The organism is Clostridium sp. AM25-23AC, assembly GCF_003435125.1.
Lineage (GTDB): Bacteria > Bacillota > Clostridia > Lachnospirales > Lachnospiraceae > Pilosibacter > Pilosibacter fragilis.
On sequence record NZ_QWGI01000013.1, the window covers coordinates 89,611 to 106,565 of the forward strand.

15 protein-coding genes are annotated in these 16,955 nt (G+C 46.4%); 12 read left to right on the forward strand and 3 right to left on the reverse strand.

Annotation, left to right across the window (positions count from 1 at the left end; translation table 11 throughout):
* Window positions 1-327 precede the first annotated feature (327 nt).
* Window positions 328-1,233: a LysR family transcriptional regulator gene (locus tag DW677_RS09655; RefSeq protein WP_117470184.1), complete on the forward strand. Its 906-nt coding sequence runs from the start codon at window positions 328-330 to the stop codon at window positions 1,231-1,233.
* Between the two features lie 60 nt (window positions 1,234-1,293).
* Here DW677_RS09655 and DW677_RS09660 read toward each other — a convergent pair whose 3' ends face one another.
* Entirely contained in the window at window positions 1,294-2,637 is a 1,344-nt protein-coding gene (locus DW677_RS09660; protein ID WP_117470185.1) for a butyryl-CoA:acetate CoA-transferase, read from the reverse strand.
* 481 nt (window positions 2,638-3,118) lie between these two features.
* On the opposite strand from DW677_RS09660, the gene DW677_RS09665 reads away from it, so the two are divergent.
* The 8 genes from DW677_RS09665 to DW677_RS09700 all read left to right on the forward strand — a co-directional run bounded on the left by DW677_RS09665 (window position 3,119) and on the right by DW677_RS09700 (window position 11,674).
* Complete coding sequence (locus DW677_RS09665; RefSeq protein ID WP_117470186.1) at window positions 3,119-4,303, forward strand: acetyl-CoA C-acetyltransferase; 1,185 nt, start codon at window positions 3,119-3,121, stop codon at window positions 4,301-4,303.
* A 41-nt stretch (window positions 4,304-4,344) separates the two neighbouring features.
* A complete protein-coding gene (locus DW677_RS09670; protein WP_117567060.1) occupies window positions 4,345-5,121 on the forward strand; it encodes an enoyl-CoA hydratase-related protein in 777 nt (258 codons plus the stop codon).
* A 39-nt stretch (window positions 5,122-5,160) separates the two neighbouring features.
* Window positions 5,161-6,000 (forward strand): 3-hydroxyacyl-CoA dehydrogenase NAD-binding domain-containing protein, encoded by an 840-nt coding sequence (locus tag DW677_RS09675; RefSeq protein WP_117513117.1) that lies wholly within the window; start codon window positions 5,161-5,163, stop codon window positions 5,998-6,000.
* 346 nt (window positions 6,001-6,346) lie between these two features.
* Window positions 6,347-7,498, forward strand: a complete 1,152-nt coding sequence (locus DW677_RS09680; protein ID WP_117470188.1) for an acyl-CoA dehydrogenase — start codon at window positions 6,347-6,349, stop codon at window positions 7,496-7,498.
* 54 nt (window positions 7,499-7,552) lie between these two features.
* Window positions 7,553-8,338, forward strand: a complete 786-nt coding sequence (locus DW677_RS09685) for an electron transfer flavoprotein subunit beta/FixA family protein (protein WP_117470189.1) — start codon at window positions 7,553-7,555, stop codon at window positions 8,336-8,338.
* A gap of 30 nt (window positions 8,339-8,368) precedes the next feature.
* Window positions 8,369-9,418: an electron transfer flavoprotein subunit alpha/FixB family protein gene (locus DW677_RS09690; protein WP_117567062.1), complete on the forward strand. Its 1,050-nt coding sequence runs from the start codon at window positions 8,369-8,371 to the stop codon at window positions 9,416-9,418.
* A 512-nt stretch (window positions 9,419-9,930) separates the two neighbouring features.
* Window positions 9,931-10,242, forward strand: a complete 312-nt coding sequence (locus DW677_RS19190; protein ID WP_347473124.1) for an AAA family ATPase — start codon at window positions 9,931-9,933, stop codon at window positions 10,240-10,242.
* 514 nt (window positions 10,243-10,756) lie between these two features.
* Window positions 10,757-11,674 (forward strand): AEC family transporter, encoded by a 918-nt coding sequence (locus DW677_RS09700; RefSeq protein WP_117513105.1) that lies wholly within the window; start codon window positions 10,757-10,759, stop codon window positions 11,672-11,674.
* A gap of 97 nt (window positions 11,675-11,771) precedes the next feature.
* On the opposite strand, the gene DW677_RS09705 is transcribed toward DW677_RS09700, so the two are convergent.
* The gene (locus DW677_RS09705; RefSeq protein WP_117567063.1) at window positions 11,772-12,836 is read right to left on the reverse strand and encodes a LysR family transcriptional regulator; all 1,065 of its coding nucleotides are present in this window, start codon (window positions 12,834-12,836) and stop codon (window positions 11,772-11,774) included.
* A 441-nt stretch (window positions 12,837-13,277) separates the two neighbouring features.
* On the opposite strand from DW677_RS09705, the gene DW677_RS09710 reads away from it, so the two are divergent.
* Entirely contained in the window at window positions 13,278-14,588 is a 1,311-nt protein-coding gene (locus DW677_RS09710) for a Na+/H+ antiporter NhaC family protein (protein WP_117567065.1), read from the forward strand.
* 98 nt (window positions 14,589-14,686) lie between these two features.
* A complete protein-coding gene (locus DW677_RS09715; protein ID WP_117470194.1) occupies window positions 14,687-14,962 on the forward strand; it encodes a hypothetical protein in 276 nt (91 codons plus the stop codon).
* Between the two features lie 80 nt (window positions 14,963-15,042).
* On the opposite strand, the gene DW677_RS09720 is transcribed toward DW677_RS09715, so the two are convergent.
* The gene (locus tag DW677_RS09720; protein ID WP_015553774.1) at window positions 15,043-15,510 is read right to left on the reverse strand and encodes a hypothetical protein; all 468 of its coding nucleotides are present in this window, start codon (window positions 15,508-15,510) and stop codon (window positions 15,043-15,045) included.
* A 394-nt stretch (window positions 15,511-15,904) separates the two neighbouring features.
* Here DW677_RS09720 and DW677_RS09725 point away from each other — a divergent pair.
* On the forward strand, window positions 15,905-16,955 hold a 1,051-nt coding region (locus tag DW677_RS09725; RefSeq protein ID WP_117567066.1), incomplete at its 3' end, for an IS4 family transposase.

Consider the following 16,955-nt stretch of genomic DNA (forward strand, 5'->3'; position numbering starts at 1 on the left):
AAGAGTTGGTGCGGCTCTTCCTTCCATTAGAGTATTATAACATGGTTTGTCAGGAAAGTAAAATGGTTATGAGAAAATAATAAGTGACAAATTATAATATTAAATATTAATAAAGCTTAACATTTTTAAACGTCCAGGCATATAGGGCGCAAAATACCGTTTGAGCCAAAAATCATAAGCTGGTTTGATAGAATTGTAAAAGCTTCTCTGTTTTGATATAATAAATATAAATATTAACATTTGGAACGAAACAGCATGAAATGAAGATGCTCACGCAAAAAAGATATCGAACATGTTGGTGTTGTGGCACAGGAAGGAGAATCGAACATGACGTTTCTTGAAATTGAAGCGTTCTTGAAGATCGCCCAGTGCGGAAGCTTTTCTGCAGCGGCAGAAAAATTATATATCACACAGCCGGCTCTCGGCCGTCGGATCCGCGCACTGGAGGAAGAACTGGGCTATTCCCTGTTTATCCGGAATAAAGGAGTCCGTCATGTGGAGCTGACAAGACAGGGGAGAGCCTTTGTTGGAATTGCACACCGCTGGCAGGCACTTTGGAATGAGACTCAGGAGGAAGCATTGCTGAGCAATGAGAAGAGTTTTTATGTGGCCAGTGTTGGAAGCCTCCTTGCATTCATGCTGCCAACGGTGTTTCAGGAATTTATAAGGAATACGCCGGAATGCAGCCTCCATGTGACGACACTTCATTCGAGTGAAGCTTACAGCTATGTAAACAACAAGACGGTGGACATCGCCTTTATCACGGATCCGATGTATTCGTCACAGGTAAAGACGGAGGTATTATTTAAGGAAAAACTGTGCCTGATAGTGGGAAAAGATCTGAATCTTCCCCACAACATCAAAGTCTCAGAGCTGGATCCGCGCCGGGAAATCCGGACACAGTGGGATCAGAATTTTGACACCTGGCATAACTATTATTTCAACAGCGCGGCAGTTCCACAGGTTTATCTGGATGAGATGGGATTTTTACAGTATTTCACCCAGAACGGTGATAACTGGGCGTTTCTTCCGATCTCTGTCGCAAAAAGCATCTTAAAGACGACGCCGGTATCGATCCATGAACTCGATGTGGAGCCGCCAAGCAGAACGCTCTACTATCTGTACCGGACGGAGGACCAGTCCCCATATCAGAAGCCTCTTCTGGAAATATGCAGACGGAAGCTTGCAAATGAAAAGGGGATCACATTGATGGATCCGATCCTGAATGCATGATCATATTATACAACAACAGGGGCTGCCATTGACAGCCCCTGTTGTGCATTTTATTTATAATCAGCGCTTGTTGCTTGCTCTCCAGATATGCATCTTCTCAGCCTCTGCGATCAGCTGGTCGCGGAACTGCGGGTGCGCTACGGAGATGATCGCTTCGGTCTTCTGCCATGTGGAGAGACCTTTTAAGTTTACTTTACCGTACTCAGTAACGAGATAGTGGATATTCGCACGGGTATCGGTTACGATGGAGCCAGGAGCCAGAGTCGGAACGATTCTGGACTCTAAGGTGCCGTCCTTCTTCTTGAAAGTGGAGGAGCAGCAGATGAAGCTCTTTCCGCCCCTGGAAAGGTAAGCGCCCAGAACGAAGTCGAGCTGTCCGCCGGCTCCGCTGATGTGCTTGATTCCTGCGGACTCTGCGTTTACCTGACCGAAGAGGTCAAGGTCAACAGCGTTATTGATGGACATGAAGTTGTCAAGAGCAGAGATCGTGCGGACATCGTTCGTGTAGTCTACCGGTGCGGACATACACTCCGGGTTCTTATTTAAATAGTCATATAATTTCTTTGTACCTGCGCCGAATGCGTATACCTGACGGCCTTTGTCGATATTCTTTCTTGCGCCAGTGATCTTTCCGGCGTTTGCGATATCCACGAATGCGTCAACATACATCTCAGTATGAACGCCGAGATCCTTTAAGTCAGATTTCGCGATCAGAGCGCCGACCGCGTTCGGCATTCCACCGATACCAAGCTGTAAGCATGCACCGTCCGGGATCTCCTCAAGGATCAGCTTTGCGACAGCCTCATCGACATCGCTTGCAGCAGCAGCGCCGCCCATCTCAGCGATCGCCGGGTTGTCACCTTCCACGATCATGTCAACGTGAGAGATATGAACGCCCTCTTCAGTGCCGCCGAAGCATACCGGCATATTCTCGTTCACTTCCACGATAACGACCTTGGAAGTCTCACATACAGCCGCCATATGGGAAGCGTTCGGTCCGAAATTGAAGAAACCGTGCTCGTCCATCGGGGAAACCTGGAATACAGCTACGTCCGGCTTAGTCTGGGATTCTCTGTAATATCTTGGAAGCTCAGAGTAACGGATCGGAGCATAGTAGCTGAAGCCCTGCGCGATCGCTTTTCTCTCGATACCGCCCATATGCCAGGAGTTCCAGGTCATATGTTCTGCCGGATTCTCAATCTTGAAGATCTCCGGCACCCACATTAAGATACCGCCGCGGAAGTTTACGTCGGTTAATTCCGGAAGTCTTTTCGCAATCGCCTTGTCGACAGCAACCGGTGTCGCTGTTGTCCAGCCATAATCGACCCAGTCACCGGACTTGATTACAGAAGCTGCCTTCTCTGCGGAAACCAGCTTTTCCTGATACATCTGTTTGAAATCCATTTTCAATACCCTCTCTTTGTAACCATAAAAATATAGTAGCAATATATCGCGCGAGTTTTCTGTTTTCGTTGACACGAAAGCAGGAAGCACAGGGCGCTCGCCCTATGCCGGCACATATGGAAAGGCTTATGCAAACGGATCCGCAGCACTTGTTTCCATATAGACCGCCGCACGGACAGACTATGAGATTATTTTAACATTTTCCGGGTGTAAGGTCAATAATTCCGGGAAAAAGCTTCGTAAATGTTCGCAAAACATGACGAAGCGCCAAAACACCGCATCAAAGCAAAAAAGTAACTTTTGTACGAAAGGATAAGGAAACTTTCTAATTTGTTTAGAAAAATTATATAAAAAGCTTTTGAGAATTATTTGACACAAAAACGGTTTGGTGATATTATTAGTTATACATAATATACTGCCTTGCTTGTGAAAAATTATATGGTGTAGAGCATGGCAGCGGTATAATGAGGAGGAAAAGAAAATGGCAAAGAAAATTGTACTGGCAGGTGCATGCCGTACCGCAATCGGAACAATGGGTGGCGAATTAAGTACAATCCCGGCTCCGGAACTTGGCGCAATCGTAATTAAAGAGGCTTTAAAGAGAGCTGGTGTAGCTCCGGAAGCTGTTGACCAGGTTTACATGGGTTGTGTAATCCAGGCTGGTCAGGGACAGAACGTAGCTCGTCAGGCTACATTAAAAGCTGGTCTCCCGATCGAAGTTCCGGCAGTTACGATCAACGTAGTTTGCGGTTCCGGTCTTGAGGCTGTTAACATGGCAGCTGAGATGATCCTTTCCGGTGACGCTGATATCGTTGTTGCAGGTGGTATGGAGAACATGTCCATGGCTCCGTATGCTATGATGAAAGGCCGTTACGGATACCGTATGGGCAATGCTACCTTAGTTGATACAATGGTTAACGATGCTCTCTGGGATGCATTCAACAACTACCACATGGGTATCACAGCTGAGAACATCTGCGATCAGTGGGGTCTTACAAGAGAAGAACTGGACAAGTTCGCTGCAGTAAGCCAGCAGAAGGCAGAGGCTGCTCAGAAGTCCGGCGCATTCAAGGACGAGATCGTTCCGGTAGAAGTTAAGAAGAAAAAAGAGACAGTTATCGTAGATACAGATGAAGGTCCGCGTCACGGAACAACGGTTGAGACACTCGGCAAGTTAAAACCGGCATTCAAGAAAGACGGCGGCTTAGTTACAGCTGGTAACTCTTCAGGAATCAACGACGGTGCAGCAGCAGTTGTTGTTATGAGCGAAGAGAAAGCTAAAGAGCTCGGTGTTAAGCCGATGGCTACATGGGTTGCCGGTGCTCTCGGCGGCGTAGATCCGAAGATCATGGGTATCGGACCGGTTGCAGCTACAAGAAAAGTTCTCAAGAGAACAGGCATGGAGATCAAAGACTTCGATATCATCGAGGCTAACGAGGCATTCGCTGCACAGTCTGTAGCAGTAGGCAAAGAGCTTGGCTTTGACCTTAACAAGTTAAACCCGAACGGCGGCGCGATCGCTCTCGGACACCCGGTAGGAGCTTCCGGATGCCGTATTCTCGTTACACTTCTTCATGAGATGGAGAAGGCAGATGCTAAGAAGGGTCTTGCAACTCTTTGCATCGGCGGCGGAATGGGCTGTGCTACAATCGTAGAGAGAGACTAATCTGATCTGGGGCATAGACAAAATCTGAGGAGAACAACGATATGGGTTTTGTAAAATATGAGCAGGACGGTTTTGTTGGTGTTATCACCATCAACCGTCCGGAGGCTTTAAATGCGTTAAATACAGAGGTTATTCAGGACCTTGATGCTGTTCTTGACAGCATTGATCTTGGTACAACAAGAGTGCTGGTTGTGACCGGCGCAGGTGAGAAATCCTTTGTTGCCGGTGCGGACATTGCTGCAATGAGCACGATGACTGTACAGGAAGCACGTGAATTCAGTAAAGCTGGAAACGATGTTTTCCGTAAGCTGGAGACACTTCCGATCCCGTCGATCGCTGCTGTCAACGGCTTTGCACTTGGCGGTGGAAATGAGCTTGCAATGAGCTGCGATATCCGTTACTGCTCCGAAAACGCTATATTCGGACAGCCGGAGGTTGGTCTTGGTATTACTCCGGGATTCGGCGGAACCCAGCGTCTCGCAAGACTGATCGGAGCCGGAAAGGCAAAGGAAATGGTATATGCCGCTGTCAATATCAAAGCTGACGAGGCATACCGGATCGGCCTTGTAAACGGTGTATGTGCGAAGGAAGAGCTTATTCCGACAGTTATGAAGCTGGCAAAGAAGATCGCCTCCAACGCACCGATCGCTGTCAGAAATTCCAAGGAGTCCCTGACAGACGGTTACCTTTCCGACCTTGACCACGCAATCTCTATCGAAGAGAAATATTTCTCCGAGTGCTTTGAGACTGAGGATCAGAAGGAAGGAATGAAGGCGTTCCTCGAGAAGAGAAAAGTGGACGGCTTCAAAAATCGATAAGATTACATAACATTGTTGCATATATAAGGAGATAAAATCATGAAAGTTGGTATTATCGGCGCAGGAACCATGGGTTCCGGTATTGCACAGGCATTCGCACAGACTGAAGGCTATGAGGTAATGCTCTGCGACATCAATGAAACATTTGCAGCGAACGGAAAGAAGAAGATTGCCGCTGGATTCGAGAAGAGAATCGCAAAAGGCAAAATGACTCAGGAAGAGGCTGACAAGATCCTTAACAAGATCACAACTGGTGTGAAAGATATCTGCGGCGATTGTGACCTCGTTGTAGAGGCTGCGATCGAGAACATGGAGATCAAAAAGCAGACATTTAAAGAGCTCGACGCGATCTGCAAACCGAGCTGCATCTTTGCAACAAACACTTCCTCTCTTTCCATTACAGAGATCGGCAGCGCTGTTGAGAGACATGTAATCGGTATGCATTTCTTCAACCCGGCACCGGTTATGAAGCTGGTTGAGGTTATCGCTGGCTTAAACACAAAGCAGGAAGATGTTGAAGCTGTTAAGAAGATCTCTGAAGAGATCGGCAAGACTCCGGTACAGGTAGAAGAGGCTGCAGGTTTCGTTGTAAACAGAATCCTTATTCCGATGGTCAACGAAGCAGTCGGCATTTATGCTGAGGGCGTTGCTTCCGTAGAGGGTATCGATACTGCCATGAAGCTTGGCGCTAACCATCCGATGGGACCGTTAGCTCTCGGTGATCTGATTGGTCTTGATGTTGTTCTTGCAATCATGAATGTTCTTGAGACAGAGACAGGCGATCCGAAGTATCGTCCGCATCCGCTTCTTAAGAAGATGGTTCGCGGCGGCCTTCTTGGAAGAAAGACCGGCAAGGGTTTCTACGATTACACAAAGTAATCCGGAGATAGTTACCGGTATGGGAAATGCCTGACGGGGATCTGATCCCGTCAGGCAGATAACCCGATAGCGTTTACTTTTTCCACTAAATATCAGCGAAAGCAGGTTTATGAGGTAAAGAAAACGCTAAATTTATTTTTTAACCAAGATTGTGTTTTTTTTCACAATCGGAATTCTGGGCATATATGTTGGGTTATATGCCGGGAATTTTGAATCCGCAAAATGCGGGACAGGATAAACGCGGGCGGAAACCACGTTTGTCCAATGGATAGGTACATCGGAGAAATGAAGCATCCACATTTCCCTATGTTATACATGATACAATTCACAAGGAGGAACTAAAAACATGGATTTTACATTAGGTAAAGAGCATGAGATGGCGAGAACACTGTTCCATGATTTCGCCGAGAAGGAAGTCAAACCCCTTGCTCAGGAGGTTGACGAGGAAGAGAGATTCCCGGTTGAAACCGTAGAGAAGATGGCTAAAAACGGTTTCCTCGGTATTCCGGTACCGAAGGAGTATGGTGGACAGGGCTGTGATCCGCTTACATACGCTATGTGCGTTGAGGAGCTTTCCAAAGTTTGCGGTACTACAGGCGTTATCGTTTCCGCACATACATCCCTTTGCATGGATCCGATCATGACATTCGGAACAGAAGAGCAGAAGCAGAAATTCCTCGTTCCGCTTGCAAAAGGCGAGAAGTTAGGCGCATTCGGTTTAACTGAGCCGGGCGCTGGTACAGACGCTCAGGGTCAGCAGACAAAAGCTGTTTTAGACGGCGACGAGTGGGTATTAAACGGTTCCAAGTGCTTCATCACGAACGGTAAGTATGCTGATACATACATCGTTATCGCTGTAACAGGCACTGTTGAGAAACGTGGCAAAATGCAGAAAGAGATTTCCGCATTTATCGTAGAGAAAGGTACACCGGGCTTCACTTTTGGTACAAAAGAGAAGAAGATGGGTATCCGCGGATCTGCAACATATGAACTTATTTTCACAGACTGCCGCATCCCGAAGGACAACCTCTTAGGTAAGAAGGGTGAGGGCTTCAAGATCGCTATGCATACTCTTGACGGCGGACGTATCGGTATCGCTGCTCAGGCTCTTGGTCTTGCAGAGGGCGCTCTTGACAGAACAGTTGCTTACGTAAAAGAGAGAAAGCAGTTCGGCCGCACAATCGGTCAGTTCCAGAACACACAGTTCCAGCTTGCTGATATGGCAACAAAGGTAAAAGCTGCTCAGATGATGGTTTACCGTGCAGCAATGGCTAAGGCTACTCAGAAGTCCTACGGCGTAGAGGCAGCAATGGCTAAACTGTATGCAGCAGAGGTTGCTATGGAAGTTACAACAAAGGCTGTACAGCTCCATGGTGGTTATGGTTACATCAGAGAGTACGACGTAGAGCGTATGATGCGTGATGCTAAGATCACCGAGATCTACGAAGGAACAAGTGAAGTTCAGAGAATGGTTATCTCCGGCGCACTGTTAAAATAATAATTTAACAGCTGGAAGATCATAACTATAAATGAAAATAAGGAGTGAAATACAGTGAAAATCGTTGTTTGTGTAAAACAGGTGCCGGATACTAAGGGCGGCGTAAAGTTCAAACCGGATGGAACACTTGACAGAGCAGCTATGCTCACAATCATGAACCCGGATGATAAAGCTGGTCTGGAGGCAGCTCTTCGCTTAAAAGATCAGTATGGTGCAGAAGTTACAGTAGTTACAATGGGTCTTCCGAAGGCTGAGGAAGTTCTTCGTGAGGCTATGGCTATGGGCGCTGATAACGGTATCCTTGTTACAGACCGTGTTCTCGGCGGTGCTGATACATGGGCTACATCCCAGACAATCGCTGGTGCTTTAAGAAACCTTGACTATGACCTCATCATCACAGGCCGTCAGGCTATCGATGGTGATACAGCTCAGGTAGGTCCGCAGATCTCCGAGCACCTTGGTCTCCCGGTAATCAGCTATGCTGAGGGCATCGAGATCGATGGCGATTCCGTAATCGTTAAGCGTCAGTTCGATGATAGATACATGATGTTAAAGGCTAAAATGCCGTGCTTAATTACAGCACTTTCTGAATTAAATGAGCCGCGTTACATGACTCCGGGCGGAATCTTCGATGCATACAAGAAAGAGATCACCGTTTGGGGCAGAAAAGATCTGAAAGATGTCCTTGATTCCAACCTTGGTCTTAAGGGATCCCCGACTCAGATCGCTAAGGCTTCCGACAAAGTAAGAAAGGGTGCAGGCGTTAAGGAGACAAACCTTGATCCGTCCGCAGCTGCAAATTACATTGTTGAGAAACTTACTGAGAAACATGTACTTTAATTCAAAAAAAGAAAAGTGTGGTGAAAAGTGATGAATTTAGCAGAATATAAGGGTGTATATGTCTTTGCACAGCAGGTAGACAATCAGATCAGCAGCATCGCTCTGGAGCTGATCGGTAAAGGTAAAGACCTGGCAAAAGATTTAGGAACAACTGTAACAGCAGTTTTAGTTGGTTCCAACATAAAAGGTCTTGCAGACGAACTCGGTGAGTACGGTGCAGACAAAGTTATCGTTGTTGACGATCCGGAATTAAAGGATTACAGAACTGAGCCGTATACTCATGCGATCACATCTGTTATCAACGAGTTCAAGCCGGACATCTTCTTAATCGGTGCTACAGCAATCGGTCGTGACCTTGGCCCGCGTGTTTGCGCACGTATCCATACAGGTCTTACAGCAGACTGCACACAGCTCGATATCGGAGATTTCCCGCTCGTAGCTATGCCGGGTAAAGAGCAGAAACATGGTCAGCTCCTTATGACCCGTCCGGCATTCGGCGGCAACACGATCGCTACAATCGCTTGCCCGGAATTCCGTCCGCAGATGGCTACAGTACGTCCAGGCGTTATGCAGAAGCTTGACCGTGAGGCTGGCAGAAAAGCTGAAATTATCGAATTCAACCCGGGCTTCACTCCGGACAACAAGTACGTTGAGATTCTCGAGATCGTTAAGGCAGTATCCGACGTAGCTGATATCATGGATGCAAAGATCCTTGTTTCCGGTGGTCGTGGAGTTGGCAGCGCAGAGAACTTCAAACTGCTTGATGACCTCGCTGAGGCTATTGGCGGTACAGTAAGCTGCTCTCGTGCAGTTGTAGATTCCGGCTGGAAGCCGAAAGATCTTCAGGTAGGACAGACTGGTAAGACTGTTCGTCCGCACGTATACTTCGCAATCGGTATTTCCGGTGCTATCCAGCACGTAGCTGGTATGGAAGAGTCTGACATCATCATTGCGATCAACAAAGATGAGTCCGCTCCGATCTTCGATGTAGCTGACTACGGTATCGTAGGCGACTTAAACAAGATCGTTCCGATGCTGACAGAGAAGATCAAAGAAGCAAAGGCTGCAGCAGGTAAATAATTTACGTGAATTGTATATACCAGGGTGAAAAGTTTTGAACTTGGCACCTGGAACGAATAAAAGTAGGCAGAGCGATTCTGCCGGCAGTGTCCAAACAGGTGATAAAATCCCCGTCCGGATTTCCGGGCGGGGATTTTTGCGTTATGGTGTCCTTGGATTATTCTTCGTTTGTTGCTTATAATGATAGAAGACTGATAAATGGAGGATTTTTTATGTTGTGTATGAGTGAGCTTAGAGAGTACGGGGAATACCTGAGAGACAGGGAGATGAGTGAGAATAGGGTGGAAAAAATTCATATATGTACATAAGTTATTATATTGCAATGTAGGGATATGCAAAAATTTAAGTAAAACGCAGTATAGAAATCACGTTTAAATTTGAGGAGCGAAAATGAAGAGACTAAACATCCCGGTAGGAGTATCCAATTTTGAAAGAGTGAACGGGTAAATGAAAATGACCGGGAAATATTCGGTCAACTTGCGAATGTAGTGTAGGGCAGACTGACGGATGCCATGCTGGAGATTATCCGGGCAATGATGAGTACGGCGCTGAGGGACAACACATCCCTGCAGTTTGCGGTGTCAATCGGATGTCCTCGTGTATCGAAAGAGAGTATTTTTACCGGAACCAATAATTTTGTTTTTGATACGATCTCTGATACCCGCCTGAATGAATACTTTGGATTTACACAGAAAGAAGTGGACCAGATCCTGACATATGCAAAGAGGAAAGATCAGCTTGCAACGGTAAAAGTCTGGTATGATGGTCACCATTTCGGTGAATTTGATATCTATTGTCCGTGGGACGTTATGAACTATGTGTAAAGGCTGCAGACGGACCCAAGCGCAAGACCGGCGAGTTATTGGAAAAATACCAGCGATAACGCGATCATCCGCTCTTTTATCGATATGAAGAGCGATACGATTACCAGGAAGATTTTTATCATGCTTTTCTGGCGGGAATCTTTACCGGAGCCGGATATATGGTGGAGTCAAATAGGGAACATGGTGAAGAGCGAGTGATGTTGTGGTAAAAGATCTCCGGCATGGGGCGGTGTTTTAGAATCGCTTTTTATAAGAGGCGCTGTATGGTAAAGAAAAAATAGAGTACTGGAAGTTCCCCGGTCGTTGGCTGTAATAAAGACTGACGATTGGGGTACTTTTTGAAATTCGAATAAAAAACAGATAAATAGCTGTGCACTTCACCGAATAAAACAGTTATACAAAGAAATATGACCGTGCTATGATAGATTTAAGAAACATGCAGGGGCAGTGAGAAGACTTCTATAAAGTTGCTGCAAAAATTTATTTACATCAGAAAGAGGCGGGAGGCATATATATGAATTTACTCGATCTATTCAGTCTTCAGGGAACCTTGTTTGCATTGATGATTGTCGGAGCAATCTTAAAGAAAAAGGAGATCATCGATGCCAATGGAAAGAAATGTCTGACGGATTTATGCATCAACGTGGTGATCCCATGTAATATCTTTAAGTCGTGCCTGATTGAATTCAACATGGAAATATTTCGGTCCTGTGCGTTGCTTTTACTGGCGGCGGTGATCATGCAGGCGGTCTGTCTGACTTTAAATAAGTTTATCTTTAACCGGTATGTGCCGCGGAGAAGGAAAGTCCTCCAGTACTGCACGATCGTTCCAATGAGTGGATTTCTCGGAAATCCGATCGCAGAGGCGATCTATAATGAGATCGGAGTTTTGTATACTTCAATTTTCCTGATCCCTATGCGGATCATCATGTGGTCGGTGGGGACAACTTATTTTGTGGCGGATGAGAAGGTGGATAAGAAGAAAGTCGCGAAGAACGTGCTGACACATCCATGTCTGGTCGCAATTTATCTGGGCTTGATCTGCATGGTGACTCAGGTGAAGCTTCCAGCCGTCATCACGGCGACAGTGAAGTATCTTGGGAATTGTAACAGCGCCCTCACGATGCTGATCGTGGGAACGATTTTGGCGGATGTAAAAATTACAACGATCTTTAATAAAGATACAGCCATGTTTTCTGTATTCCGTCTGATCATTCTCCCGGCAGCAGCACTGGTCGTTGGACTTGGACTTGGACTTGATGCCACATCACTGGGAATCAGCGTTCTGATGACCGGCATGCCTGCCGGAGCTACGGCGGCGATTTTTGCGGCAAGATATGACAGTGACGCCTTGTTTGCAACGAGATGCGTGGTTATGACGACGCTAATGTCCATGCTGACCCTGCCAGTCTGGTGTTATCTGGCAGGGTGAGAGGCCCCGGCAGGTCGATTGTTTTCAGCCAGGAGAAGCGCTAGAAATTTTTGTTCATTTGAAAAACGGCACACCGCATGCGATAGAGAACGTAAAGCTAGGGGGTTGTGCCGGTTCTTGTGAGTGCAGCGTTCGCGGCATCCATAAAGTTCCGGATTGCCTTCCACTGGTAAGGCTGTTCCAGAGAACCGAAGCGGATCTTATATTTTGCGGATCGTCCGAGATGGATGATCCGCATTTTTTTGCGCTGCTCAGGGGAGAGGGAGCTCATGGCAAGGTTCAGCGGGGAGATGCAGGCGCCTTTTCCGGCGGCGCAGAGCTCCAGAAGCATTCCCATATTGTCGGACTGGGTCTTTACGATCGGTTTGAAATTGCCCATGGTGATGAAGTGTCTTCCGAGCTGACCGGCGATGTCTGTGGCGTAGTTTAGAAGGAATGGGCAGTGTTCGAAGATCGAGAAGTCTTCCGGGCTTCTTAACATTAACGGTTCTGGCTGTGAATCTGTCAGTGCAGGGAGATCCTGGACAGAAAAGGAGACAGTGCCAGCGGTGTCATGAGTGAAATCAGAGCCGGAGCAGTAGATAGTCTTTGGAAGATGTAAAAATAGGGCATCTGCTGGGGCGGCATCGGAAATGACCTCATGAAACAGAGAATCAGCAAGCAGAAGAACGACCTCCTCCTCATAGAAATCGCTCAGAGTGATCCCTGGCAGAAAATCCGGGAACTTCGCGATGGCGAGATCGATCTTATGTTCCATCAGGTCTTTTTGTAGTCCAGTGTTCGCATTTTCGATGACCTGGATCTCCATATGCGGGTAGCGGCGCTGGTATTCCGTGATGATCGCAGGCATGATCGCGTGGCAGCGGGTAAAAGAGATGCCGATCCGCAGGATGCCCTGCTCATTTTTAGTCAGGTCGGCAAATTCGTGCTGCATTGCCCGGTATTTTTTCTGGAAGTCTGCGGCGTACTGGCAAAAGATCTCTCCGGCGTAGGTGAGTTCCAGGGGAACATGGCGGACGAAGAGCTTGCAGTCCAGCTCCTGTTCCAGATTGGCGATGTGGGTGCTCAGGGTCTGCTGGGTGATATGGAGAGCATCGGCGGCTTTTGTGAAGCTGCGCTTCTCGGCGGTCATGAGAAAATAGTCCATGGAAAGAAAGTTCATATAAAACCTCCGGAATATAAAAAAGAAAGGTAACTGTTCAGTAGGTCTGCGCACTTGCTGCGCTGACCGTAAGAAAACATAGGCTAAAAGGCAAAAATCCATCGGCGTAGCCGATTTGGAATGGATTTTTGCATGTAACTGTGAAGGTACTGAACAGTTACAAAGAAAGTTTGATTGTAAGTGTCGTGCAGAGTCTCGAATCAGCTGTGCTGATCATAAAGGATACGGGACAGCCAGAATGAACTGGGAAAATCGTGTAAAAGAATGAAATCTGTAACTTACATACAGTTTTTTAGCTGTATTATATATCGGAAAATACAGTTAGACAAGTGGAAAATCCAGGCGTATACTAGAATCATAAAGGTGGATCAGGATATCTGAACAGGGAACGGCTGGCTGAGGGAATGGTTCACGAAAGAAAACAGGGAAGAGGTAAACATTATGAAGGTACACACCAGTGAGACGGCTGTTCTGGTCGTGTTCGCGGTGACGCTGATCGGGTGCATCCTTGCGGGAATCCCGATCCTGGCAGCGTTGGCACTTGGATATCTGATCTTTTTCGCGTACACTTTGAGCCGCGGTTATACGGTCAGAGATATTCTCGGGATGTCCTGGAAGGGAATCAAGACGGCGAAAAATATTTTAATTACGTTTTTACTCATCGGGATGCTGACGGCGCTCTGGCGGGCGGCGGGAACGATCCCGGCGATCGTCTCCTACTGCGCAGGGCTTATGAATCCGTCGGTAATGATTTTGATGGCATTTCTTTTAAATGCTCTGGTTTCTGTCCTGACTGGAACGGCATTTGGTACAGCGGCGACCATGGGTGTGATCTGTATGACGATGGCAAAGGCAATGGGGTGCAACGAGATCATTGCAGGCGGCGCGATCCTCTCCGGCGTGTTCTTCGGGGACCGGTGTTCGCCGGTATCCACCAGCGCGCTGCTGGTCTCGGAGCTGACCCACACAAATATTTTTGACAATATCCGTCTGATGGTGAGGACGGCCATCGTGCCGCTAATTTTGACCTGTGCCTTTTACGGTGTCTGCGGAATCGCATTTCCGGCGGCGGAAGCCGGAAATTTGTCGCTGACGGAGAGCTTTTCTGGCGTATTCCATCTGGGACTGATCCCAATTCTTCCCGCGGTGGTGATCATGGTATTATCACTTTTCCGGGTACAGGTGCGGATGGCGATGCTGGCAAGTATCATGACGGCACTCGGCGTGTGCCTTTTCTGGCAGCACACGGACCTGTTCCTGATCGTTGAAATTCTGGTCAACGGTTATCAATCTCCGGATCCATCAATCTCGTCCATGATCGACGGCGGCGGAATCATGTCCATGGTGCGGGTGGCACTGATCATCACGATTTCGTCCTCCTATTCAGGTATCTTTGAGGAAACCGGACTTTTAAATGGTTTAAAATCGAAGATGGGCTCGGTGAGCAGAAAAATCACCGTATTTGGTACGATCCTTATGACGTCCATGGTGGCGGGGATGGTGGCCTGCAACCAGACACTGGCAACGATGCTGGTGGACCAGGTCTGCAAGGATCTGGAGCCGGATCAGCAGAAGTTTGCGATAGATATGGAAAACTCGGTAATCGTTACGGCTCCGCTCATTCCGTGGTCCATCGCGGGTGCGGTTCCGCTGGCGTCTGTGTCGGCGCCGCTTGTGTCGATAGGGGCGGCGGTGTTCCTGTATCTGCTTCCAATCTGGCATCTTATTGTGAGAGCCAGGAAGGCTGTTTGATAAATTTTAACTTTTCCAGTTTTGGATGAAAAGGGCAGGGCTGGACAACAGAAATAAACAGGATAGAAAATGTGGATGATCGTCAGTGGAGATAGATTATGAAAACAGCAGAAAAATTAACAGATGAAGCAAATAAGAAAATATGTTCAGGGGAGATACTGCAGAATCTGAAACCAGCGGCAGGGAAAGAATTTTCTGACCTGCCGTGGGAAGAGAGCGAGGATATGAAAGAGATCTGCGATAACTTCCGTATCATTGAAAGGCAGAGGGACCTGTACCGGGAGCGCTGCACCAGACTTCAGAAAGAAAATGAGAATCTTAAGCGATTGCTTGATAAGATCCAGATCGTGGTGTGTCAATATTCTAACTGCTGACTACCTTCAGCCTTTTAGCCGCGGCACCGCCGGTCCTTTTTTGGGACCTGGCGGTGCCGCATTTCACACCCGTGTGTATATTATTTAGCCTTTGTCACGGAAAGAATGGTTCCATCAAAAGCGTCTACTTCATTGACCGTTCCGGTGTAAGTTACAGTAACTTTATCGCCGTCCTTGACTTCGGAGAGACCTTCCGGTTTTTTATCGGCTTCGAAGGTGAACGCGTAATCCTTTCCATCAGCACTTACCGTGAACATGAAATCTTTTATGTCACTGATGGTACCAGTCATTGTAGACTCTTTTGATTCGTCGCTTTTTTCACTGCTGTTTTCGGAAGCTTTGGAATCAGCCTCTTTCTTGCCTTCTGCTTTTTCAGCGGCAGTTGTCTCCTTTTCAGCAGCAGTTGTATTCTCCTTCACAGCAGCCGCTGTTGTCTCAGCCGTTGTAGAAGCAGCGGTTGTTGCAGCAGTTGTGCTCTGGGAAGAGCATGCGGTTGCCAGTGCGATGATACCTGCGATGCAAGTGGTAAGAAGTAATTTCTTTTTCATAATAATTTAAGTCTTCCTTTCTAATATCGAAAATATAAGAGAAAAAACGAAAGATCCAGGTGCTTCAAAGGATCTCTCTCTTTCTTTATGATCCATATTAAATCAAAAAAGTGTGACCAAATTGTCAAAAAAAAATGAAGGAATACGGTCAGATATAAGAGGCTTTGTAAAGAGAATGAAAGAAAAATGACAGAAATGTAAAGAATCTGAACCAATGTCACTTAGTTAAGCTTATTGGTTCACTAAGAGGTAAACCTCTAACAAAAATTTATAAATTATAGTTGACACATCAATCAAAATGTGCGGCCGCTCTCGTTGCCGATATAATTCTAAGGTAACGAGAGCGGCCCTTGAATTAGAACTATATTTCATTCTGATTCAAGGAGGTTTACCTATGACATTTCCTGAAATTGTCAAAACTATACTTTGGGACATTATTGATGAGATGTCCCGCTCACTTTCTTCTTTTGTAAAAAATCCAGATAAAGATTTTATCCGCAAACGCAAACTTGATTTTAAGAAAATGATGCATCTGATCATTTCCATGGAAAGCGGATGCCTGAATCATGAACTTCTCAAATTTTTTGAGTATGATTCCTCGCTTCCTACCGGCTCTGCTTTTTATCAACAACGTTCCAAACTTTCCGTTTCTGCATTCCGTCACCTTCTTAAGGAATTTAACCTTAAATTCCCCTTAGAAAAATTTCGCGGAAAATACTATCTTATTGCGTGTGATGGTTCTGAATTTAACATTGCCAGAAATCCTAACAATCCCGACACCTTCCACGAGCCTAATGGCAAATCTCTATCCGGTTTTAATATGGTTCATACCATCTCTTTATATGAGGTATGTTCTAAGCGGTATCTTGATTTAGAAGTTCAGCCTGGGCGTCTTAAAAATGAGTTTCAAGCTATCTGCAATCTTATGGATCGGTATGCCTATGGGGGATCCCCCATTTTCATTGCTGACAGAGGATTTTCCAGTTACAATGTTTTTGCCCATGCAATCGAAAATCATGTTGATTTTTTGATTCGTGCTAAGGATTTGAATGTACAGCGTTTTCTTGGAGTCGAGACTCTTCCTGACAAACTGGATACAACCATAGAACTGATTCTGACCAGAACACAATCAAAAAAGAAACATAAACATCCCGAAAAAGAATCACAATACCGCTATATTTGTAAAAACATAGCTTTCGACTATCTTGATCCAGATGATATTTCCGATGAATATCTGCTGAAACTAAGAATCGTCCGCGTTGAAGTGTCCGATGGTGTTTTTGAAAATATCATCACTACACTTTCCGAAGAAGCTTTTACACCGGACGATATAAAATACTGTTACAATCTCCGCTGGGGCATCGAAACTTCTTTTCGCGACCTGAAGCATACCATTGGTGCTACTAATTTAACCTGTTGTGCTATTTCAAATAAAACGTTTAAAA